21 protein-coding genes are annotated in these 21,066 nt (G+C 65.0%); 4 read left to right on the top strand and 17 right to left on the bottom strand.

The window, feature by feature from the left end; translation table 11 throughout:
- Positions 1–4: 4 nt before the first annotated feature.
- Complete coding sequence (gene flgL, locus AC3A6F_RS09365; protein WP_487680046.1) at positions 5–1,234, top strand: flagellar hook-associated protein FlgL; 1,230 nt, start codon at positions 5–7, stop codon at positions 1,232–1,234.
- Here flgL and AC3A6F_RS09360 read toward each other — a convergent pair whose 3' ends face one another.
- Positions 1,235–3,262 (bottom strand): AsmA family protein, encoded by a 2,028-nt coding sequence (locus AC3A6F_RS09360; RefSeq protein ID WP_487680044.1) that lies wholly within the window; start codon positions 3,260–3,262, stop codon positions 1,235–1,237.
- Positions 3,263–3,459: 197 nt separating this feature from the next.
- Here AC3A6F_RS09360 and AC3A6F_RS09355 point away from each other — a divergent pair, with 197 nt between their 5' ends.
- On the top strand, positions 3,460–4,341 hold the full coding sequence (locus AC3A6F_RS09355; protein WP_487680042.1) for a CPBP family intramembrane glutamic endopeptidase: 882 nt from the start codon (positions 3,460–3,462) through the stop codon (positions 4,339–4,341).
- 55 nt (positions 4,342–4,396) lie between these two features.
- The gene (locus tag AC3A6F_RS09350; protein WP_487680040.1) at positions 4,397–4,882 is read left to right on the top strand and encodes a GNAT family N-acetyltransferase; all 486 of its coding nucleotides are present in this window, start codon (positions 4,397–4,399) and stop codon (positions 4,880–4,882) included.
- Here AC3A6F_RS09350 and AC3A6F_RS09345 read toward each other — a convergent pair.
- The 14 genes from AC3A6F_RS09345 to fliF all read right to left on the bottom strand — a co-directional run bounded on the left by AC3A6F_RS09345 (position 4,879) and on the right by fliF (position 17,727).
- Positions 4,879–5,790 (bottom strand): alpha/beta hydrolase, encoded by a 912-nt coding sequence (locus tag AC3A6F_RS09345; RefSeq protein WP_487680038.1) that lies wholly within the window; start codon positions 5,788–5,790, stop codon positions 4,879–4,881. The two genes, AC3A6F_RS09350 and AC3A6F_RS09345, sit on opposite strands and share 4 nt — an antisense overlap.
- A gap of 51 nt (positions 5,791–5,841) precedes the next feature.
- Positions 5,842–6,687, bottom strand: coding sequence for a flagellar biosynthetic protein FliR (fliR, locus tag AC3A6F_RS09340; RefSeq protein ID WP_487680036.1), 846 nt, complete (start codon positions 6,685–6,687; stop codon positions 5,842–5,844).
- Between the two features lie 79 nt (positions 6,688–6,766).
- Positions 6,767–7,036 (bottom strand): flagellar biosynthesis protein FliQ, encoded by a 270-nt coding sequence (gene fliQ / locus AC3A6F_RS09335; RefSeq protein ID WP_005665867.1) that lies wholly within the window; start codon positions 7,034–7,036, stop codon positions 6,767–6,769.
- Between the two features lie 10 nt (positions 7,037–7,046).
- Positions 7,047–7,784 carry a flagellar type III secretion system pore protein FliP gene (gene fliP / locus AC3A6F_RS09330; protein WP_487680034.1) on the bottom strand — a complete coding sequence of 246 codons (738 nt, stop codon included), beginning with the start codon at positions 7,782–7,784 and terminating at the stop codon, positions 7,047–7,049.
- Positions 7,774–8,457 (bottom strand): flagellar biosynthetic protein FliO, encoded by a 684-nt coding sequence (gene fliO, locus AC3A6F_RS09325; RefSeq protein WP_487680032.1) that lies wholly within the window; start codon positions 8,455–8,457, stop codon positions 7,774–7,776. The genes fliP and fliO overlap by 11 nt, the downstream gene beginning before the upstream one ends.
- 107 nt (positions 8,458–8,564) lie before the next feature.
- Entirely contained in the window at positions 8,565–9,005 is a 441-nt protein-coding gene (fliN, locus tag AC3A6F_RS09320) for a flagellar motor switch protein FliN (RefSeq protein WP_123067746.1), read from the bottom strand.
- 65 nt (positions 9,006–9,070) lie between these two features.
- Complete coding sequence (gene fliM / locus AC3A6F_RS09315; protein WP_109346692.1) at positions 9,071–10,054, bottom strand: flagellar motor switch protein FliM; 984 nt, start codon at positions 10,052–10,054, stop codon at positions 9,071–9,073.
- Positions 10,055–10,066: 12 nt separating this feature from the next.
- Positions 10,067–10,588 carry a flagellar basal body-associated protein FliL gene (gene fliL / locus AC3A6F_RS09310; RefSeq protein WP_487680029.1) on the bottom strand — a complete coding sequence of 174 codons (522 nt, stop codon included), beginning with the start codon at positions 10,586–10,588 and terminating at the stop codon, positions 10,067–10,069.
- Between the two features lie 458 nt (positions 10,589–11,046).
- The gene (locus AC3A6F_RS09305) at positions 11,047–12,366 is read right to left on the bottom strand and encodes a flagellar hook-length control protein FliK (protein ID WP_487680027.1); all 1,320 of its coding nucleotides are present in this window, start codon (positions 12,364–12,366) and stop codon (positions 11,047–11,049) included.
- Positions 12,367–12,373: 7 nt separating this feature from the next.
- Complete coding sequence (gene fliJ / locus AC3A6F_RS09300) at positions 12,374–12,817, bottom strand: flagellar export protein FliJ (protein WP_123070708.1); 444 nt, start codon at positions 12,815–12,817, stop codon at positions 12,374–12,376.
- A gap of 36 nt (positions 12,818–12,853) precedes the next feature.
- Positions 12,854–14,287, bottom strand: a complete 1,434-nt coding sequence (fliI, locus tag AC3A6F_RS09295; protein WP_487680024.1) for a flagellar protein export ATPase FliI — start codon at positions 14,285–14,287, stop codon at positions 12,854–12,856.
- Entirely contained in the window at positions 14,287–15,030 is a 744-nt protein-coding gene (locus AC3A6F_RS09290) for a flagellar assembly protein FliH (RefSeq protein ID WP_487680022.1), read from the bottom strand. The genes fliI and AC3A6F_RS09290 overlap by 1 nt, the downstream gene beginning before the upstream one ends.
- Positions 15,030–16,034 (bottom strand): flagellar motor switch protein FliG, encoded by a 1,005-nt coding sequence (gene fliG, locus AC3A6F_RS09285; RefSeq protein ID WP_320476021.1) that lies wholly within the window; start codon positions 16,032–16,034, stop codon positions 15,030–15,032. Before fliG ends, AC3A6F_RS09290 begins: the two co-directional genes overlap by 1 nt.
- The gene (gene fliF / locus AC3A6F_RS09280; protein ID WP_487680021.1) at positions 16,027–17,727 is read right to left on the bottom strand and encodes a flagellar basal-body MS-ring/collar protein FliF; all 1,701 of its coding nucleotides are present in this window, start codon (positions 17,725–17,727) and stop codon (positions 16,027–16,029) included. The genes fliG and fliF overlap by 8 nt, the downstream gene beginning before the upstream one ends.
- Positions 17,728–17,916: 189 nt before the next feature.
- Here fliF and fliE point away from each other — a divergent pair, with 189 nt between their 5' ends.
- A complete protein-coding gene (fliE, locus tag AC3A6F_RS09275; protein ID WP_487680019.1) occupies positions 17,917–18,294 on the top strand; it encodes a flagellar hook-basal body complex protein FliE in 378 nt (125 codons plus the stop codon).
- Between the two features lie 66 nt (positions 18,295–18,360).
- Here the strand turns inward: fliE and AC3A6F_RS09270 are convergent, their stop codons facing one another.
- Positions 18,361–20,508: a PAS domain-containing sensor histidine kinase gene (locus tag AC3A6F_RS09270; RefSeq protein ID WP_487680017.1), complete on the bottom strand. Its 2,148-nt coding sequence runs from the start codon at positions 20,506–20,508 to the stop codon at positions 18,361–18,363.
- A gap of 149 nt (positions 20,509–20,657) precedes the next feature.
- Complete coding sequence (gene sugE, locus AC3A6F_RS09265) at positions 20,658–20,978, bottom strand: quaternary ammonium compound efflux SMR transporter SugE (RefSeq protein WP_320468054.1); 321 nt, start codon at positions 20,976–20,978, stop codon at positions 20,658–20,660.
- Positions 20,979–21,066: the final 88 nt, after the last annotated feature.

Below are 21,066 nucleotides of genomic sequence, written 5' to 3'. Positions count from 1 at the left end.
CATCATGCGCATCAGTACCCAGAGTTTCTACAACACCTCGACCAACCAGCTCAACAACCTGCAGTCGGCGCTTGCGCGCACGCAGATGCAGCTGTCGACCGACCGCCGCCTCTTGACCCCGGCCGACGATCCGGTGGCGTCGGCGCGCGCGCTCGAGGTGACCCAGTCGCAGAACATCAACGCCCAGTTCGCGACCAACCGCAGCAGCGCCAAGTCGTCGATGGGTCACGTGGAATCGGCGCTCCAGAACGCCGGCGACCTGCTCCAGGAAATCCAGGAGCTGGCGGTGGAGGCCGGCAACGGCATCATGCTGCCCGCCGACCGCGAGAAGCTGGCGACCGAACTCGAAGGACGCCTGACCGACCTGCTGGGCGTGGCAAATACCTCCGACGGCGTGGGCGGCTACCTGTTCTCGGGTTTCAAGACCACCACCCAGCCGTTCACGGCGACGCCGAACGGCGCCGCCTACCAGGGCGACGCGGGCGTGCGCCAGCTGCAGGTGAGCGACTCGCGCAAGGTGCCGCTGTCGGCCTCCGGCAGCACCGTGTTCGAATCGATCCCGACCGGCAACGGCGTGTTCACGACCAAGGCCGACGCCGCCAACAAGGGCGCAGCGATCATCTCGTCGGGCTCGGTCGTCAACCGCCCGGGCCTGGACAATACGAAGTACGAGATCGAGTTCGGCATGAGTACGGACACGCCGCCGGTGCCGACCTATTCGGTGTACAACACCAGCAACGATCCGCGCACCGTGTTGCCGGACCAGCAGGACCTGCCCTACAAGGAAGGCCAGCAGATCGCCTTCGGCGGCATGGCGATGGACATCAAGGGCGTGCCGACCGCCGGCGACAAGTTCAGCGTCGAGCCGAGCCAGAAGCAATCGGTGTTCACCACCGTCACCGACCTGATCAAGACGCTGCGCTCGCCCACCGATGGCTCCACCGGCAAGGCGGCCCTGACCAACCAGCTGAACTCGGCGATCGACAACCTCAAGAACGCCCACGACAACGTGCTGACGGTGCAGGCCTCGGTCGGCGCCCACATGAACGAGCTCGACTACCTGGACAGCGCCGGCATGGACCTCGACATCCAGTATGCGAGCACGCTGGACGACCTGCAGGGACTGGACACCGTCAAGGCGATCTCGGACTTCTCGCAGCAACAGCTGACCTTGCAGGCGGCGCAGATGTCGTTCAAGACGATGTCGGGGCTTTCGCTGTTCAACGTCATCTGATCAGCGCGCCGCCACCGGCTTCGGCGGCGTCTTCGCATTCACTTTCGGCGGCTTGGTCGCCTCCTTGATCTCGGCGCCGCAGTTGGTGTCCGGCGCCTTGTCGACGTTCACCAGCGGCAGCAGGGCGGCCAGCGGGTTCACGGCGGCCAGCGCCACGGCGGCGCCGGCCTTCAGCGCCAGCGGACCCACATGCGGCCCGACCTTCGGATCGGTAAAGGTGCCGCGCGCATACAGCGGCGTGCGCAAGGTCAGGATGCGCGCGCCCTTGGATTTCGGCCGCACGTCGACGTCCAGGCTTTCGCTGGCCAGGTCGACGTAGCCCGAGGCATTCACCACCGCATCCTCGCTGTCGAGCACGAAGCGGTCGATGTTGGCGCGGCCGTTGCGCACCGTGGTCTGCGCCGCCACGCAATTGAGCATGGTCTGCTTGTCGCCGAAGATCTTGGCGTAGACGGCGTTCGCCACGTTCAACCCGGCCAGTTCGAGGATGAACTGGCTGACCGTGCCTTCGGTGACGACGGCATTGATTTCGCCCTGCGAGGTGCCTAGCATGGCCGCCACCGTATTGCCCTTGCCGGCCAGCACGCCATCGCCATTGACTTCACCGAAGCTGGCCTGCAGCGATTGCAGCTTGGGGAACAGTTCGCGGATCTTGAGGCCGCGCGCCGCCAGGCGGGCCGAGGCGTCGAGCGTCTTGTTGCTGCCGTCGAGGCGGATGTTCGATACGATGCGTCCGCCCGCCATGCCGAAGCTGAGCGGGGTGAGCGTGAGCACCTTGTTCTTCATGCGGATGGTCGTCTCGAGGTTATCCAGCGGAATGTCGTTGGTGCGCACGATGCGCTTGCCCGAGAACTTGACGTCGGCATCCAGCGCATCCCATTTCTCGGTATTGAACCCCTCCACCGGCAAGGCCTTGCCGGCCGGCGGCGCCTTGACGCGGCCCGCTGCCTTGGTGCCGGCGCCGGTATCGGCGCCGATGGTCGGACCGAGGTCGGCCAGACGCAGTTGCTTGGAGGTCAGAGTGCCGCTCAGGAAGGGACGCGGCTTGCGCTGGGCAAAGGTCAGGGTGCCGGCCAGGTCGCTGGCGCCGACCTTGCCCGTGAAGTCTTTATACGTGAACGTCCAGAATTCGCCGTCCTTCTTGCCCAGCAGCTCGCCGCGCGTGGAGTAGGGCGGCGTTTCCGGCAGCAGCACGCCGGTCAGCCCGTACAGGTCGGCCATGCTGGCGCCGGCCAGTTCCATCTTGAGGGCGAAGCCGGAGGGCGAGCGCGGATCGCGGACCACGCCGCGCAGGCCGAGCTTGTTTTCTCCGGCGCTGGCCTTGGCCTCGATCGGGAAGGTGATGTCTTCGCCGGTCAGCGACAGCACGGCCCCGGCCTTGCCGCCACCGACGATCTTCGCCTTGTTATAGGTGCCGGATAGCGTGAAGGCCAGGCCATACGGCGGCACGCCCTCGGCCGGCGCGGTCTGCTGGCCGTCGATCGAGCGTGCATCCAGACGCAGGTCCAGGCGAAGCGGCTCGTCCTGGTAGCGCAGCTTGCCGCTGTTGAAGGACAGGCGCTGGATGTCGACCTCCCATTGCGACGGACCGTTGTCCTTGAAGGTCCAGGAATTGCGGCCGTCCTCAAGGCGCTGCACGGCGATGTCCGGCCCCGCCAGGCGCAGGTCGGTGATGACGACGTCCTTGCGCAGCAGCGGCAGCACATGCAGGCCGACCTCGACGCGCTGCGCCGCGGCCATCTGCGGGCCGACGGTGCTCCAGGTCGGGTTGCTCATGGTGACGTCGTTGGCGCTGACGTACGGACGCGGCACATAGCGCCGCCAGCCGCGTTCGCTTTCCAGGCCACGCTGGAACTTCACGTCCAGGTCGCCCCGGATCGCGAATTCACGGCCGGTGGTTTCCGACACCTTGCGGTTGATATACGGCCGCAACATATTCCAGTCGAACAGGAGGAAGAACAGGATCACGATGACCGTGATTCCGAGCAGGATCCAGCCGACGATCTTGAGAGGTCTTGATGTTTTCATGTCGATAGCGGCCACATGCATGGCTTGGTGGAGGCGCTTCGCCCTGGGATGTTCAGGCTACCCCTGCCATGCGGGTTTGTTTGTTGGCTAAGTAGCATTACGGCGCAAAAGGTGGAATTTCAGGCATCCGGGGTCTGGCCAATGGCGTAAGTACGGGTTGCTGCCATTCAACCTTGCCCGGAATATAATCACGCTCCATGACCATTCCCGCCCACGTCCTGCTCACTTTCGGCCTGCTGGCTCTGACTGCCCTGTCCCTGTGGGCGCCGCTGCCCGCGATCCGCGGCAACCGTGCCTGGCCCTGGTGCGGCGGCCTGGTGCTGGCGATACTCGCAGGGCTGCATGGCGGCATCCTCGACTGGCGGGCGCCGCTGTCGATCGCGGTCTTTGCCGCACTGGCCTGGGGCGCGCGCGCGGCGCGAGGCAAGACCACGCGGGCGCTGCTGCTGGTGCTGACCGCCGTCGCCGCCCTGGCGCTGGCCCTGCACAAGGCGCCGGGCTTCCACAATCCGATGCTGGCCGACGGCATCCGTTTCTCCGCCGACGGCGCCCTGTTCGCGCTATGGGCCAACTTCGACAAGGCGGTGGTCGGCATCGTGCTAATGGGCGTGTTCTGCGAGCGGATCGGCAGCGCCGCCGAATGGCGCGAAATGCTGCGCCGGATCGCGCCGGTGGTGGCGTCGGTGCTGGTGGTCGTGCTGGGGCTGGGCTGGCTGCTGGGGCAGATCCGGCCGGACGTCAAGTGGGCGCCGTATTCGGCTTGGTTCCTCGCTTCCAACCTGCTGATCACCTGCGTGGCGGAAGAGGCGTTCTTCCGCGGCTTCCTGCTCGAGAAGATGGCCCATGCCATGCGCGGCTGGCGCGGCGGGGTGCTCGTCGCCACGCTCGTGTCGTCGGTCCTGTTCGGCCTGGCGCACCTGGGCGGCGGGAGCCTGCTGGCGCTGCTGGCCACGATCGCGGGCCTGCACTATGCGGCAGCCTACCTGCTGTCGAAGCGGGTGGAGGGGGCGATCCTGGCGCACTTTGCCCTCAATGGGGTGCACTTTTTGGCGTTTACCTATCCGGCACTGGCAGGTTGAGCACTGGCGCGGCGAAGCCATTACACTGCTATCTATTGCCTTATGGAGATTGCAGATGCCGGGCCTCAGGATCCACGAATTCAGCGACGCGCTTGCGCACCACTTTTACGACATCAACGCGGAGTGGATCAACGCCATGTTCAAGCTCGAAACGACCGACCGCGATGTGCTGGAAAACCCGCGCGCGAAGATCGTCGACCCGGGCGGCGTGATCCTGTTCGTGGAGGCGCGCGGACTTGGCATCGTCGGCACCTGCGCCTTACAAAAAACGGGTGAGCGCAGTTTCGAGCTGACCAAGATGGGCGTGCGCGAAAGTGCGCGCGGCCTGAAGGCCGGCGAGTTCCTGCTGGAGGCGATGATCGCGCGCGCCATGCAACTCGGGGCCGAGCCGCTCTACCTGCTCAGCAACGCCAAGTGCGCCGCCGCCATCCACCTGTACGAGAAGCTGGGCTTCGAGCACGACGCCGGCATCATGGCGGATTACGGCGCGCGCTATGCGCGCTGCGACGTTGCGATGCGCTACCGCGCGCCGGCGAGCTAAGCCAGGAAGAACTCCAGCCCGCGCGCCATGGCCGGGAACATCGCCGAGCCATGGTTTTCGTGCGCCAGCAGGTGGAACTCGACCCTCGCCAGCGTCTGCTCCGCCTGCAGCCGCCCGGCGAGTTCGCGCGCCTCGTCGACCATGCGCCGCGTGGCCGCGATCGCCTGGCGGCCTTCCAGCACGGCGCCGTTCGCCGCCGGCTGTTCCAGCTCGCCCACGGTCAGCATCAGCGAGGGCTTCGAGGCCAGCGCGGCAATGCGTTTGGCGAATCCGTCCATGCCGGACAATACCGCGCGTTCGCCATACCAGATCGATGGGCTGGCCGCGAGATAGGTCTGGAACATGGCGGGGCGGGTGAACAGCGCGTGCAGCGTGCACAGGCCGCCGTAGGAGTGCCCATACACGGCCTGACGCGCCAGGTTGAGCGACGCCAGCGTCGCTACCAGCGGCTTGAGTTCTTTCTCGATGAAGTCGAGGAAGAGGTCGGCGCCGCCTTCGGCCGCCGATCCCGCGGCGCCGGTCGGCGGTGTGTAATCGCGGCCGCGTGCGCTGTTCCAGGGCTGGTCGCCGGCATAGCCGATGCCGACGATGACGGGCGGCGTCTGGCCGGTCACACTGCTGCGTACCCCCGCCGTGCGGCCCATCAGCGCCAGCGTCGGGAAGGTGGCGTTGCCGTCCAGCGCGTACAGCACCGGATGGCCCGCTGCAGGTGCTGGGCCCGACGGCACGGCGACGAAGATGCGGTAATGCTGGCCAGTGATGGCGGATTTCAGCTCGTATTGCCGGGCCAGCGGCAGGGTGGCGGTTTGCCATCCCTCGGCGGCGCGCGCCAGCGGGGTGGCGAGGCTGGCCAGGGTGGTGACGGTGGTGACGCCGAGCAGGCGGCGGCGAGGCAGGGATTGGAGCATATGAAACAAGATGAATGAGAATTATTCTCATAATAACCTTGTTTCCTGTGATCATCCAGGCGCCGGCACCACCGGCGTCGCCTGCGCAGGCGCCGCGCCCGGCGCGCCCGGCTGCGGATTACCGGCGCGCGGCAGTGAGCGGCTGGTTTCGATCCCCTGGTTGAACAGGTTCACGATCGGCGCGCCGAGGTAGGGCAGGACCAGGCTCAGGGTCAGGAAGCCCACGCCCAGGGTAATCGGGAAGCCGATGCCGAAGATGTTCAGCTGCGGCGCGGCGCGGGTCAGGATGCCGAGGGCGACTTGGGTGATCAGGAGGGCGGCGATGATCGGCATCGAGAGCTGGAGTCCGGCCGAGAAGATGCGACCGCCCCAGCGCGCCAGTTCCAGCGCCGCGTTCGAGGAAAACGGCGTTTCGGTGATCGGCATCGTGATGAAGCTCTCGGCCAGCGCTTCCAGCAGCACCAAATGGCCGTTCACGGCCAGGAAGGCCATGGTCGCGACCAGCGCCATGAACTGGCTGACGGCCGCCGAGCGTCCGCGCGTGCTGGGGTCGAAGAAGACGGCGAAACCCAGGCCCATGGTCTGGCTCGCGATCTCGCCCGCGTATTCGATCGCGGCGAATACGAGGCGCATGGCGAAGCCCATCGCCAGCCCGATGATCATTTCCTTGACCAGGATAAGTAGGCCCGCCCACGACGTGGGATCGGCGGCCGGCAACGCCGGCACCAGTGGCGCGATCACCAGCGCCAGGAAGACTCCCAACAGCACCTTGACCCGCATCGGCACGCCGGCATTGCCGAACAGCGGCGCCGCCGCGATCAGCCCCATGATGCGCGACAGCGGCCACAGCAGGCCGGCGATCCAGGCATTGATCTCGACCGAAGTCAACGTCAGCACGAAGTGCCTGACCAGGTAGGCTGGACGGCTTTGCCGTCCACGCGTGCAACAAGAATTCGCATGGCGCTATTCGTCCACGCTACCCGATCAACCCCGGAATCCCGGTAAACACCTGCCGCATGTAATCGAGCATCACCGACAGCATCCACGGCCCGGCCACGACCAGGGCGACGAACACGCCGACCAGCTTCGGAATGAAGGACAGGGTCGCCTCGTTGATCTGGGTCGCCGCCTGGAAGATACTGATGATCAGGCCGATGATCAGCGCTACCAGCAGCAGCGGCGCCGAGATCATCAGGGTCACTTCCATGGCCGTGCGGCCCATCGTCATCACGCTTTCGGGTGTCATGGCCGCGTCCTCAGTAGAAACTCTGGGACAGCGAGCCCAGCAGTAACTGCCAGCCGTCGACCAGCACGAACAGCATCAGCTTGAATGGCAGGGCGATGACGGCGGGAGACATCATCATCATGCCCATCGCCATCAGCACCGACGCCACCACCATGTCGATGATCAGGAACGGTATGAAGATGGCGAAGCCGATCTGGAACGCCGTCTTGAGTTCGCTGGTGACGAAGGCCGGGATCAGGACCCGCAGCGGAATGTCTTCGGGACCCTGCAGCGCTTCGGAACGCGAGATCTTGACGAACAGCGCCAGGTCGGACTGGCGCGTCTGCTTGACCATGAATTCCTTGAGCGGCACCGCGCCGCGTTCCATGGCGTCTGTCATCTGGATTTCGTTGCGCTGCAGCGGCAGGTAGGCTTCGCTGTAGATGCGGTCGAAGGTCGGGCCCATCACGAAGAAGGTCAGGAACAGCGCCAGCCCCACCAGCACCTGGTTCGGCGGCGCACTCTGGGTGCCCAGCGCCTGGCGCAGCAGCGACAGCACGATGATGATGCGGGTAAACGCCGTCATCATCAGCAGCGCGGCCGGCAGGAAGGTGAGGGAGGTCAGCAGCAGCAGGGTCTGGACCGGCAGCGAGTACGACGTGCCGCCGCCCGGCCCCGGGCTGCTCTGGAATGCCGGGATGCCGGGCTGGGCCGCCGCGATCAGCGGCAGGGCCAGTGCGCCGGCCAACAAGAAATATTTAGCTCGCATTGCGTTTGTCGATCGTCTTCTTGAGCCAGTCGGAGAAGTTATTCGCCGGGATGGTGCCGTGGGCGGCAGCCGGCGTCAGGTCCGCTTCCTGGCGTGGCATGGTGTGCAGGGCGTTGACGCGGCCCGGCGCGGCGCCGACCACGATCCACTGGTCGCCGACTTCGACCACCATGATGCGTTCGCGTCCGCCCAGGTTCAGGGCGCCGACCACGCGCAGGTTGGCGCTGCCGCCGCTCATCTTGGGGCCGTAGCGCTTCATCGCCCAGGCCAGGCCGGCCAGCAGGCCGAGCACCAGCATCAGGGCCAGGATGGTCTTGAGCAGGCCGCCGGCGCCGGGGCTGGCGGTGGACGAGGTGGGCATCGAGGCGGGCATCGACACCCGCGGCGCTTCGCTCAACGGCGCGGTGGACGTCGGCGACACGGGCGCGGTGGAGACCGGTGGCGTGGTGTCGGCGGCTACCGCGCCGTCGCCCGGCAGCGGGGCGGTCGGCGGGGCTTTCGCGGTGGGCGTGGTCGCCGGAGCCGGCACGGCCGGCGCAGGTGGACGGCCGGTGGTGGTTTCGCCGGGACGGCGTGGCGTGTCGGAATTCTCGTGGGCGGCCGGGGCCGGCGCGGTCGAGGTGTCGGTCGTCGCGGGTTGCTGGGCAAGGGTGACGAGGGGGGCAAACAGCAAGGCCGCCGCGATGGATCGACGCGTCGGCGGCGAAGCCGCCAACCCTACGCCTGCGTATCCGGTGACAGGAGTGCGATCGAAGAACAGGGTAAGGGCGCGGCGCGGGGTCATTTATTCAGTTTGCGAATCCGTTCAGATGGCGTGATGATATCAGTGAGCCGGATCCCGAACTTGTCATTCACGACCACCACCTCGCCCTGGGCGATCAGGCAGCCGTTGACCAGCACATCCATCGGCTCGCCGGCCAGGCCGTCCAGCTCGACCACCGAGCCCTGCGCCAGCTGCAGCAGGTTCTTGATGGCGATCTTGGTGCGGCCCAGTTCCACCGTCAATTGCACCGGGATGTCGAGGATGAAGTCGATGTCGTTCGGCGTCTCGTTGCGCGCGCCCTTGTTCGAGAAATCCTTGAACACGGCGGCAGCCGCGGCCGGGGCGGTCGCCTGCTGTTGCTGGCGCTCGAGCGCCGCGGCTTCGGCCGCGGCCTGCTCGGCAATCGCCGCGCCCCAATCGTCGTCGATGTGGTCCTGGTCTTCCTGGTTGTCCGACATGGTGTTCTCCTGTATTGCTTCTATCTTGCCGCGGCCGGCGCCCTGCGCCTGGCCAATCATATCGATTACTTGCTGAAGGTGTCGCTATTGGCGAGCAGCTTCTCGACCTTCAGCGCATATTGCCCGTTGTGCACGCCGTAACTGCAGTCCATCACCGGCACGCCGTCGACCGTGGCCTGCAGCATCTCGGGCACCACGATCGGGATCACGTCGCCGATCTTCATGTTCAGGATCTCGTCGAAGTTCGCCTTGCCGTTGCCCAGCACCGCGACCAGTTCGACCTCGGCCACCTGGATCTGCTGCGTCAGCAGGCGCACCCAGCGCTTGTCGACTTCCAGCGCTTCGCCCTGGATGCTCGAGGTCAGCGCATCGCGGATCGGCTCGATCATCGAGTAGGGCATGCAGAAGTGGATCTGGCCCGACACCGATCCCAGCTCGACCGTGAAGGTGCAGGACACCACGACTTCGTTCGGGGTCGCGATGTTGGCGAACTGCGTGTTCATCTCGGAGCGGATGTACTCGAACTCGATCGGATACACCGGCTCCCACGACTTGCCGTAGGCCTCGAACACGATGTCGAGGATGCGCATGATGATGCGCTGCTCGGTCTGGGTAAAGTCGCGGCCCTCGACGCGGGTGTGGAAACGCCCGTCGCCGCCGAACAGATTGTCCACCAGCAGGAACACCAGGCCCGGATCGAACACCATCAGGGCGGTGCCGCGCAGCGGCTTCATGTGGATCAGGTTGAGGTTGGTCGGGACCACCAGGTTGCGGATGAACTCGCTGTACTTGGAGACCCGCACCGAACCCACCGAGACCTCGGCGCTGCGGCGCAGGAAGTTGAACAGGCCAACCCGCAAATACCTGGCGAAACGCTCGTTGATGATCTCGAGCGTCGGCATGCGGCCGCGCACGATGCGCTCTTGCGTTGCCAGGTTATAGGTGCGTACCCCCGAGGTGTCTTCAGGCGTCGCAATGTCGTCCTGATCGCCGTTGACCCCTTTTAAGAGGGCATCGACTTCTTCCTGTGAGAGGAAATTATCGGCCATGTTTCTAGGTAATTACTGGATGATGAACGAGGTGAATAATACGTCGGACACTTCCTGTTCGTCGCCCTGTTTTTCAAACGGCTCGGTAATCGCCGCCTGGATTTCGGACGCCAATTGCTGTTTGCCCTCCACCGTATTGATTTCGGACGCCTTTTTGCTCGACAACAGGAGCAGCACGCGATTGCGCACGATCGCCATATTATCCTTCACCACGGTCGCCTGTTCCGCGCTCTCGACCTGCAGGGTGAACTGTACCTGCAAATACTGCTCGCCGTTTTCCGGCTGCAGATTGACGGTGAAGGCCTCGATCGGCACGTATTCCGGCTTGGCCGCCGGGTCCTTCTTTTTCTTCTTCTTGGTTTCCTTGGCCGGAGCGTCTTCTTCGCCATGGGCGGCCGAGGACTGGCTGAAATACCAGCCACCGCCGGCGCCCGCGCCAAGCACGAGAACAGCGGCGAGGATCATGATGATGAGCTTTTTCTTCGAGCCGGCCGGCGCCGCTGCCGCCGCGTCCGCTTTCGGATCAGCCTTCATTTTCGGATTCGCTTTCAAAATAGGTCTTCAGTGCTGGTTAATGGGTACAACATTATGGCATTGTCGCGGAAAGATGCACCCGGGCAAGCCTAGAAAAGAGGGAGGAAGAGGCAGTAAATCCGGAATTGTTGCAGGCGCGCGATGATGGAAAGTAAAAGGGAGGACGATTCGTCGTCGCGCATTTTCTTTCGCCACCCTCAAAACGTCGTTCCCGCGACCTCAAACCGTCGTTCCCGCGGCCTCAAACCGTCGTTCCCGCGAAGGCGGGAACCCAAGTTTGCATGCACTGTGGCTACGCTGAAAGTGGCTGGCAGCGCTTCGGACTTGGGTTCCCGCCTCCGCGGGAACGACGTGCCCAAGCTAACGACGTGCCTAAGCTAACGACGTGCCCAAGCTAACGACGTGCCCAAGCTAACGACGGTCGGCGCTAACGACGCGTTTAAAGCCCGTGGCCGGGATCAGGCAAACAAATCCACCATCCCGCGCTCGCCCAGCCCCACGGTGCGGGTACGCGGCGCCACTTCGTTCAACGCTGCCTCGCCCTCGTCGCCAGTGCCGGTGCCGGCCAGGTTGCCATTGGCGCCTGTGCCGCCCGGCGTACGGCGTTGGTCATCCTGCTGCTGGCGTGCGCCGGCGTCGACCGTCGCGTTGTTCAGGGCGATGCCGCTTTCACTCATCATCTCGCGCAGGCGCGGCAGGGCGTTTTCCAGGGCCTGGCGCACTTCGAGCTGCTCGGCCGAGAAGGCCACGGTGGCCTGGTCGTTGCTCACATTGAGCACGATCTGGACCGGACCCAGGTCGGGCGGATTCAGCGTCAGGGTAGCGGCCTGCTCCTTGCCGACCATGTAGACGATGCGCTGGCTGACCTGGTTGTCCCAGGCCTGGCTGCCCACCCGGGCCGGGATGCGGTCGCCCGGCACGGCGGCCGGGTTGCCGACCGCGTCCGCCATCTTGGCGGCCTGGGCCTGCAGCTGGGCCAGCGGGGCCGGGGCTTCCTCGACGACCGAGGCCAGCTGCTGCTGGCTCTCGCGCAGCTGGGTCTGGAACTGGGCGGCATCCTGCTGGCCTTCCGGCAGGGAGCCCGCCTGGACCTGGGGTGCGTTCGGGTCGACCGGGGCGCGCTGCACGCCGGTGGCCAACGTGACGCCCTTGCCGAGTTCGTCGGTGACGGCGGCGCCGGCCGCGGCGTCATCGCCCGCGCCGGTAGCTGCGCCGGTCATGTTCTCCAGCGCGCTTGCCAACGCTTTCAATTGTTGGTCGCCGGCGTCGGCGGCCGCGGCGTCAACTGGCACCGCTGCTGCATCGGCGGGCGCAGGCCTGGTCAGGCTGGCCATGAAAGCCAGCATGTCGGTGACCGGCGTCGTGGCCGCAGCGGCTGCCTCGGCGGCCTCGGCCGCATCTTCGGCCGCGCCTTTCGCTGCCTCGGCGTCGTCCTTGCCTTCGGCGGACGCGGTCTTCGCAGTCTGCGCTTCGCCTTCATGGCTGGCCGGCTTGGCGCCGGCCCTGGCCGGCTCGCGCACCGGTTCGCGGTTGGCGGGCTTGTCGGCGGCATTCGGTTTCGACTGCTGCTGCGCGGCCGGCTTCGGCTGCTGGGCAGCGGGAGTCGGTGCCTGTGGCTGCGGCGCCTGCTGGCGCGCCGCCAGTTCGCGCGACAGGGTGGCGCCGAAAGCGCCATTGTTGCGTGCGCTGTCGGCCAGCCGGTCCTGACTCGCGCTGCGTGGCGCGGCGGCATTGGCGCCAGTGGTCTGGAACAGGAGATTCGTAGTCTGCGTCGTCATGTTTGGCTCAGCGTTGTTTGTAGCGGGCGCCACGCGCCGCGTGGTCGTCCATCTGTTTCTGGTCGCGCTTGTTCTGCACCTTGAGCGCTTCGCTCGCGGCACGTTCGTTCAGCGTGCGATACGACAAGCGCTTGCGTTCGCTTTCCTGCAAGGTCTTGCGCTCGGTGTCTGCCTTGAATATTGCATGCTTCAACACGTCGCGCTGGCCATTCAAGGCGTTGTCCAGCTTGCCAATAAAGGCAACGAAGTTGTGGTACGCGAACGGCGTGATGCCGGCCACCTGGGCCGCATCCAGCTTGCGCGCATATTCGTCGCGGTAGCCGACCAGCATCTCCAGCTTCTGTTCGGCTTCCTCGACCAGTTTATTGGCCGCGCCCAGGCGCTTGGCGGCAGCATCGGAATCCTTCTGCGCCAGGTCGATCAGTGTTTCAAGTGCGGATAGTTGGGCCATGGTGCTGCGATTCTACCGCTGAGCAATTCTTGGCAATCAGTTGAATAGCGAGGAAAGTTGCCCCAAGCTCTGGGGAAGCGTGGCGTTGTCGTGGATTTCCTGGCACAGGAATTCCTCGATGACCCCATTCTTCGCGATGGCCTGGTCGAGCACCGGATCGCTGCCGGCGGCGTAGGCGCCGACATTGATCAGGTCGCGCGAGCGCTGATAGCGTGAATACAATTGTTTGAGCTTGCGCGCCGCCAGCTGGTGTTCGTGGGTCGTGATCGAGTGCATGGCCCGCGAAATCGACTGCTCGATGTCGATCGCCGGATAATGCCCGGCCTCGGCCAGGTGGCGATTGAGCACGATGTGGCCGTCGAGAATACCGCGCGCCGCATCGGCGATCGGATCCTGCTGGTCATCGCCCTCGGACAGCACGGTATAGAAGGCCGTGATCGAACCGCCGCCTTCCAGGCCGTTGCCGGCGCGCTCGACCAGCACCGGGAGTTTTGCAAAGACCGAAGGAGGGTAGCCCTTGGTGGCCGGCGGCTCGCCGATCGCCAGCGCGATCTCGCGCTGCGCCATCGCATAGCGGGTCAGCGAATCCATGATCAGCATCACGTTCTTGCCCTGGTCGCGAAAGTGCTCGGCGATCGCCGTGGCGTAGGCCGCCCCCTGCAGGCGCAGCAATGGTGGCGAGTCGGCCGGGGCCGCCACGACGGCCGAGCGCGCGCGGCCTTCGGGGCCCAGGATCTGGTCGATGAATTCCTTGACCTCGCGGCCCCGTTCGCCGATGAGCCCGACCACGATGACGTCGGCTTCGGTATAGCGCGCAATCATCCCCAGCAGCACCGATTTGCCGACGCCGGTGCCCGCGAACAGGCCCAGGCGCTGGCCGCGGCCGACGGTCAGCATCGCATTGATGGCGCGCACGCCGACGTCGAGCGTGTCCTTGATCGGCGCGCGGTCGAGCGGATTGACCGGCCGTGCATTGAGCGGGCCCACCTCGGTCGTGGCGAGCGGGCCGAGGCCGTCGAGCGGGCGGCCGGCGCCATCGACCACGCGGCCCAGCAGCTGCATGCCGACCGGCAGGTGGCGCGCGCGGTCTTGCGGACGCCGGCGCCCGTGCGGCACGGTGCCCGGCGGCGGCAGCACGCTCTCCACCGGGAAGACGCGCGAACCGGGCACCACGCCTTCGGTATCGCTTTGCGGCATCAGGAACAGGCGCTCGCCCTCGAACCCGACCACTTCGGCCTCGATGAAGCCACTGGCGGTGGGGATCGTGGCGGCGGCGCCGACCGCGAGACGCAGGCCGACGCATTCCATCACCAGCCCGGCCACGCGCGTGACGCGACCCGACACCTGCAGCGGATCGGCGAAGCTGACCAGGGTGTCGCAATCGCGCAGGAAGGATTTCCAGCGCGCGGTATGCGGGTCGCGGTCGTGGTCGGCGCCGGCGCCGGCATCGTGGTGCTGGTGGTCGTCCATCAGTCGCCCAGCCACTCGACGTTGGCGCCCAGCGCATGGGTCAGGCGGTTCCAGCGCGCCGAGGCCTGCGCATCGATCTGATTGGTCGCGGTCTCGACCTTGCAGCCGCCGCGCCCGATGGAACCGTTCTCGACGATGCGCCAGCCGCCTTTCGTCAACTCTTCGGCCATGCCATGGCGCACCAGTTCGGCGTCCTGCGGGTTCAGGGTGAGCACGGCCGGCTGTTGCAGCACGGGCAACTGGTCGATGGCGTCGCGCACCACCGACAGGATGAGTTCGGGACGCACGTCGAACCCGGTGCGCACCATGCCGCGCGCCAGGCGCAGGGCCAGGTCGAGCACGTCGCGGGCGATGGTCTCGTCGGCCTGGGCGATGGCGTCGCCGAAGTTGGCGGCCACCTGGCGCAGCTGCTCCAGCTCGGCCGCGGCTTCGCGCTGGCCGGCCTCGGCGCCTTCGGCGTAACCCTGTGCATGGCCCTCTTGATGGCCCTGGGTGCGGCCTTCGTCCAGTCCTTGCGCGTAACCTTCCTGGCGCGCGGCTTCGCGCATCGCTTCCAGTTCTTCTACGCTCGGCAGGGAAAATCCCGGCGGCAGGCCGGAATCGGCGTCAGCAGAAGCAGGAGCGCCGGGCGCCGCCGCCGCGGCTTCGGCCGCGCGGCGTGCGAGCGTGCTGGGGCGATCGTCGCCGAACGACGCCATTTCCCAGCGCTGGTAGGCGCTCTGCTGTTCTTTCGGTAGTGCCATCAGACGAACGAATCCTCACCTTTACCGCCCAGCACGATCTGGCCTTCGTCGGACAGACGACGCACGATCTGCAGGATCTGTTTCTGCTGCGATTCTACTTCGGACAGGCGCACCGGACCCTTCGATTCCAGGTCTTCGCGCATCATCTCGCTGGCACGCTGCGACATATTCTTGAAGATCTTCTCGCGCAGATCCTGCGAGGCGCCCTTGAGTGCGATGATCAGCATCTCGGACTGCACTTCGCGCAACAGCAACTGGATGCCGCGGTCGTCGACGTCGATGATGTTGTCGAACACGAACATCTCGTCCATGATCTTCTGCGCCATGTCGTTGTCGTAGTTCTTGATATTGTCCATCACGGCCGACTCTTGCTCGCCGCTCATGAAGTTCAGGATCTCGGCCGCGGTGCGCACGCCGCCCAGCGAGGACTTCTTGATGTGTTCATTACCCGACAACAGCTTGGTCAGCACGTCGTTCAGCTCGCGCAATGCGGCCGGCTGCACGCCGTCCAGCGTGGCAATGCGCAGCACGACGTCGTTGCGCAGTCGTTCGGTAAAGTTTGCCAGAATTTCGCAAGCCTGGTCGCGCTCGAGGTGGACCAGGATGGTGGCGATGATCTGCGGGTGCTCGTTGCGGATCAGCTCGGCCACGGAGACCGAGTCCATCCACTTCAGGCTCTCGATGCCCGAGGCGTCCTTGCCGCCGAGAATACGGTTCAGCAAGACCGCCGCCTTGTCGTCGCCCAGCGCCTTGGTCAGCACCTGGCGGATGTACTCGTCCGAGTCGAGGCCGACGGTCGAATGCAGATTGGTCTCTTCGACGAACTCTTCGAGCACCGTGACCACCTGGCCGTGCTGCACCGCCTTCATCTGCGCCATCGCGGCGCCCAGCTTGAGCACTTCGCGCGGGCCGAGGAATTTCATCACCTCGGCCGCTTCGGCTTCACCCAGGGCCAGCATCAGGATTGCCGCCTTGTTCGTGCCGTCCTTGTCTTTATCACTCATTTGAACCCAACCATGCTTTGATCACGTTTGCGACGATGCGCGGATCCTGGTTTGCCAGGTCTTTCGCCAGTTTCAGGTTGGCGCGGTAACCCATGTCACGGCGAATCTTTTCTTCTTCCTCGAGCTCTTCCTCGTCCGGCTCGGCTTCGTCTTCGCCTTCCTCGCCTTCGGCCTTGTCGTCTTCCTTCGGCTCTTCGGGCACGGCGGTCGCTTCGTCGAACTTCTTGATCGCCGGGCGCAGCAGCGGGCGCAGGAAGCGGAAGTACAGGAAGGCGATCACTGCGGCCACGAAAGCGTAGCGGGCCAGGTCCTTGAACAGCGGCATATTTGCCGGGTCACGCCACCAGTCCGGTTCTACCACTGCTTCGGCCGGCTTGTCCACACCGTCGAACGGTGCGTTGGTCACGTTCAGGGTGTCGCCGCGTGCCTGGCTGTAACCCATTGCCTGCTTGACCAGCTCGTTGATCTGGGCCACTTCGTTGGCCGCCAGCGGACGCACGGTGACCTTGCCGGTGGCCGGGTCGACGATGCGGCGGTAGTTGACCACCACGCCGACCGTCAGGCGCTTGACGCCGCCCATCGGACGCTGTTCGTAGCGGATGGTCTTGTCGACTTCGAAATTGGTGGTCGAATTCTTGGTGCTCGGGCCTAGGGCGGCAGGCGCTTCGGCCGGGGCTTCGCCATCGATCGGCGCAGTGTTCACGCCCGGCGGCTGGTTCGACAGCGCGCCCGGGATGCCCGAGGCGCCGGCGCCGGCGCCTTGCGTTTCCGAGGTCTGCTGGCTGCGGATCGCCTGCGGCTCGGGCGGCGAATTCGGCTTGTACATCTCGGCCGCGGTATCCACCTGGGCGAAATCGATCTCCGCGGTCGCCTGGGCGCGCACATTGCCCTCGCCGACCAGCGGCTTGATCATCGCTTCGACCTGCTTGATGATGTTTTCCTGGACCTGGTCCACGTATTTCAGCTGGGTGGCGTCGAGCATCTTGTTGCCCGCGCCTTTGCCGGCCTGTTCCGACAGCAGGGCGCCGGTCTGGTCGACCACGGTCACGTTGCCGAAGGTCAGCTCAGGCACGCTGGAGGCGACCAGGTGGACGATGGCGCTGACCTGGCCCTGGTCGAGGGCGCGGCCCGGCTGCAGGTTGAGCAGCACCGAGGCGGTCGGCTTTTGCTGGTCGCGCACGAACACGGACGGCTTCGGCAGCGCCAGGTGGACGCGCGCGGCGCTCACCGAACCCAGCGACTGGATCGAACGCGCCAGCTCGCCTTCGAGCGAACGCTGGTAGTTGACCTGTTCCAGGAACTGGGACACGCCCAGCTTCTGGTTTTCCATCAGCTCGAAGCCGACGTTGCCGCCCTTCGGCAGGCCTTGCGCGGCCAGCTTCAGGCGCAGGTCGTGGATCTGCTCGGCCGGCACCAGGATCGCGGTGCCGCCTTCGGAAAACTTGTATTGCACCCCCATCTGGTCGAGCGATGCGGTGATCGCGCCACCGTCGCGGTCGCTGTAATTCGAAAACAGCACGCGATATTCAGGCGCCTGGCTCCACATCCAGACAGCGATCATCAGCGCCAGGATGAGCGCGATGCCACCGCCGATGGCGACGCGCTTGCCCATGGTCGTCTGGAAAAACGACTGGGGCGCTGCCGGAGGCTGGCCCTGGGTGGTGTCGAGAAGGTCTTCCGCAGTTGCTGCCATGTTGGATGGATTCAGATGAATGGGTGGGAACAGGCAGCATTATGGAGCCCGGGGGCAACATTCAAACCCCGAAATAGGGGGCGTTTACCGCCCTAACTCACGGGTGAAATTGGCGCCTGCGCTGCTATTCTGCTTTCCTGAGTGCATTTGTAGATGATTCTACAAGGCAATAACATGCAGGAGGGTAACATGAGTATTGGCGGTATCGGCGGCATCGACAGCGGCCGCATCCAGGCCATGATGGAGCAGCTCAAGGCGGCGGCCACCAAGCCGGACTCGGCGGGGCCGGTTGCCCCTAGTGGGCTTGGCAGTGCCAGCGCGGTTGGTGGCAAGTCCGCGGTCAAGCTCGACTTCGCGGAAGCCTTGCACAATTCCTTGCAGGGCGTGAGCGACCGCTCGGCCGAGGCGCAGGCGCTCAGCAAGCGCTTTACCATGGGCGACGACACGGTCAGCCTGTCGGACACCATGGTGGCAATGCAGAAATCGAGCATCGCCTTCCAGGCGACGGTGCAGGTGCGTAACAAGCTGGTGTCGGCCTATCACGACATCATGAATATGCAGGTGTGACGGCGCCGGTGGGATTCAGGGCCCGCCGTTGCGCAGTCGATGGGCAGGCATTCGCATGTCCCCGGTTCATTCTTCCGCGACAGGCAGCGTCACGGTCAGCGTGCTGCCGGCGCCAGGACCATCGCTGTGCGCGGTCACCAGGCCGCCATGGAGCAGGACGATCGTTTTTACGAGAGCCAGACCGATGCCGAGGCCGCCTTGCGCCCGGTCGGGCGTTCTTTCCGCCTGGCTGAACAGGTCGAAGATGAACGGCAGCAGCTCGGACTTCATGCCGATGCCGTTATCCTGTATCCGGATCACGACGGTTCGCGTGCCGCGAGTCAGGCTCACCACGATCCTGCCGCCGTTGGGCGTGTATTTGGCCGCGTTGTTCAGCAGGTTCGTGAAGGCCTGCACCAGCCGGTTGGGGTCGCCCGATATCTGCGCACCACCGGCATCGCCCTCGATCAGCAAGACGTGCCCGCGCGCCGCTACCAGGGGGTGTGATTGCTCGACCGCGCTGGCGATGATCGTCATCGGATCGAGCAAAGCGCAATCCAGTTCGATCTGGCCACGGGTGACCCGTGACACATCGAGCAGATCATCCACGAGCGACGTCAGGTGCCGTACCTGGCGCCCGATCACGTCGCTGGAACGCCGGATGCGCTCCGCGTTCGCGGTGCCCAGCTTGAGCATCTCCGCCGCCGCGGATATCGGCGCCAGTGGATTACGCAATTCGTGTGCCAGCATGGCGAGAAACTCGTCTTTTCGTCGATCTTGTTCTTGCAGGGAATGATAGAGACGGGCATTCTCGATACCATTTGCCGCGATCGATGCCAGCTGTAAGAGGATGGCCTCGTCTTCTTCCGAGAATTCGCCTTGTATCTTGTCCGATGCCTGGATCAGCCCGATATTCTTGCCCATCCGATCGATCAGTGGCACGGCGAGCCATCCTCGCATGGGAGGGTGGGCTTGCGCGTGCGTCCCGAATCCGCGCCAGCGCGGATGCGCTTCCAGTTCCGCTTGGGTCAGGCGCATGACGCGGTTGGTACGGCAGACTTCCGCATAGATCCCGCTGCCATCGGTGCGCGTGGCGTAGTCGCGATAGTGGGCGTACTTGTCGGAGAGCGAGACCGCGTTGATCGCTTGCGACCATCCCGTGCCTTCCGTCAGGGAAACGACGGCCTGGTGTACCTGCAGGATATCGCGTGTCTCATCGACGAGGACGTCGGCGATCTCGCCATCCCAGAGGACGGTCTGTAACTTTCGCGCGGCCTGGGCGACTTTCGACAGCAGGGCAACGTTGCGTTTCTCGCGTTCCAAGCGCTGCCCGAGTTCTGCTTCCGCCAGAACAATTTCGTGAATATCAGTATTGGTACCGATCCATTCGCGGATCGAGCCTGTCGTCTCGATGATGGGTACGCCCCGAACTTCGGTCCAGCGGTACTGTCCATCCATCCGGCGCAGGCGATATCGCACTTCGAACAACGATGTCGTCGCCACGCATTCGAGCCACCGCGTCCGGGCCGCCTCGCGGTCATCCGGATGGACTGCCTCCAGCCATCCAAAGTCGCGCCACTGCTCGTAGGTTTGTCCGGTAAAGGCGCGCCACGAAGGAGAGTCTTCGACGACCCGGCCGTCGGGAGTGTTGCTCCACACGATCTGGGATGTGGCCATCACCAGGGAACGAAACCGTTCCTCGCGCATACGTAAAGCGGTTTCCGCCTGAATCTTGTCGGTGATGTCTTCATGCATGAGCATGACTTCGAGCACCTTGCCATCACCATCTTTAATAGGGTGCGCCCTTGCTGTTACCCAACGCGCTGGGCCGGAACCGTTCAGGACGGCGACGTCATACCGGACGACCGGAATCCGGATCGACTCCCCATCGAATGCCCGCTGCAGTAGCGCAGCGATGCCGCTTTCGAGGAGCTGGGGATCGCGGAGGACGTTGTAATCCTCGCTCAGGACGAACTGCTTCAATGCCGAGCCTTCGTGGATTTCCCAAAGTGCTTCCCAGGCCCTGTTCACCCGCATTGTCCGACCGTCGGGTGCGAGTATCTGAAGGCTCAGCGGAGACTGGTCGAACAGCTCCTTGAAGCGCTGATCGGCAGCGGCATCGACGCTGGCGGGCGAATTGGGACCAACACCGGTAGGCAGCATTTTTTCTGGCGAATGGGAAAGGGGGCACATCATGGCACATCCGACGCGTCGGCGCATGATCAGCTGTGCCACTGGCACGTCGACCGGGACGGCATCGGGGCAGAAACGGACGGCGCGAATCCGACAAAGCGCGCAAACAGCACGCTATACAGGGAATTCGCGGGACGGGCGCCGACGCTGAAAAACATTCCTGCAACGGCCGCGCATGATGTGGGTGCAGTTCAGGCGGGGCTCGCCAGCTTCAGTCCGACGATGCCGGCCGCGATCAGGCCGATGCAGGCAAGGCGCGCCGGGTTGGCCGATTCGCCGAACAGGACGATGCCGACCAGGGCCGTGCCGACCGCACCGATACCGGTCCAGATCGCATACGCCGTACCCAGCGGCAGCGTCTTCATGGCCTGGGACAAGAGGCCGAAGCTGACCGCCATCGCCGCCACGGTGCCGACGGTCGGCCACAGGCGGGTGAAACCTTCCGTATATTTGAGGCCGACGGCCCAGCACACCTCGAACAAACCGGCCAGAAACAAGACCAACCACACCATGATGTTCTCCTGAATGAATACGACAGACCTTGCCGCTGATATATGACTTATCTTATGTGAATGGTGATGATGGAAAAAGTCAAAAGCT

Source organism: Massilia sp. Soil_C_3 (genome assembly GCF_057657035.1).
Note: the sequence above shows the minus strand (reverse complement) of the source record. Positions and strands in the feature narration are given on the sequence as shown.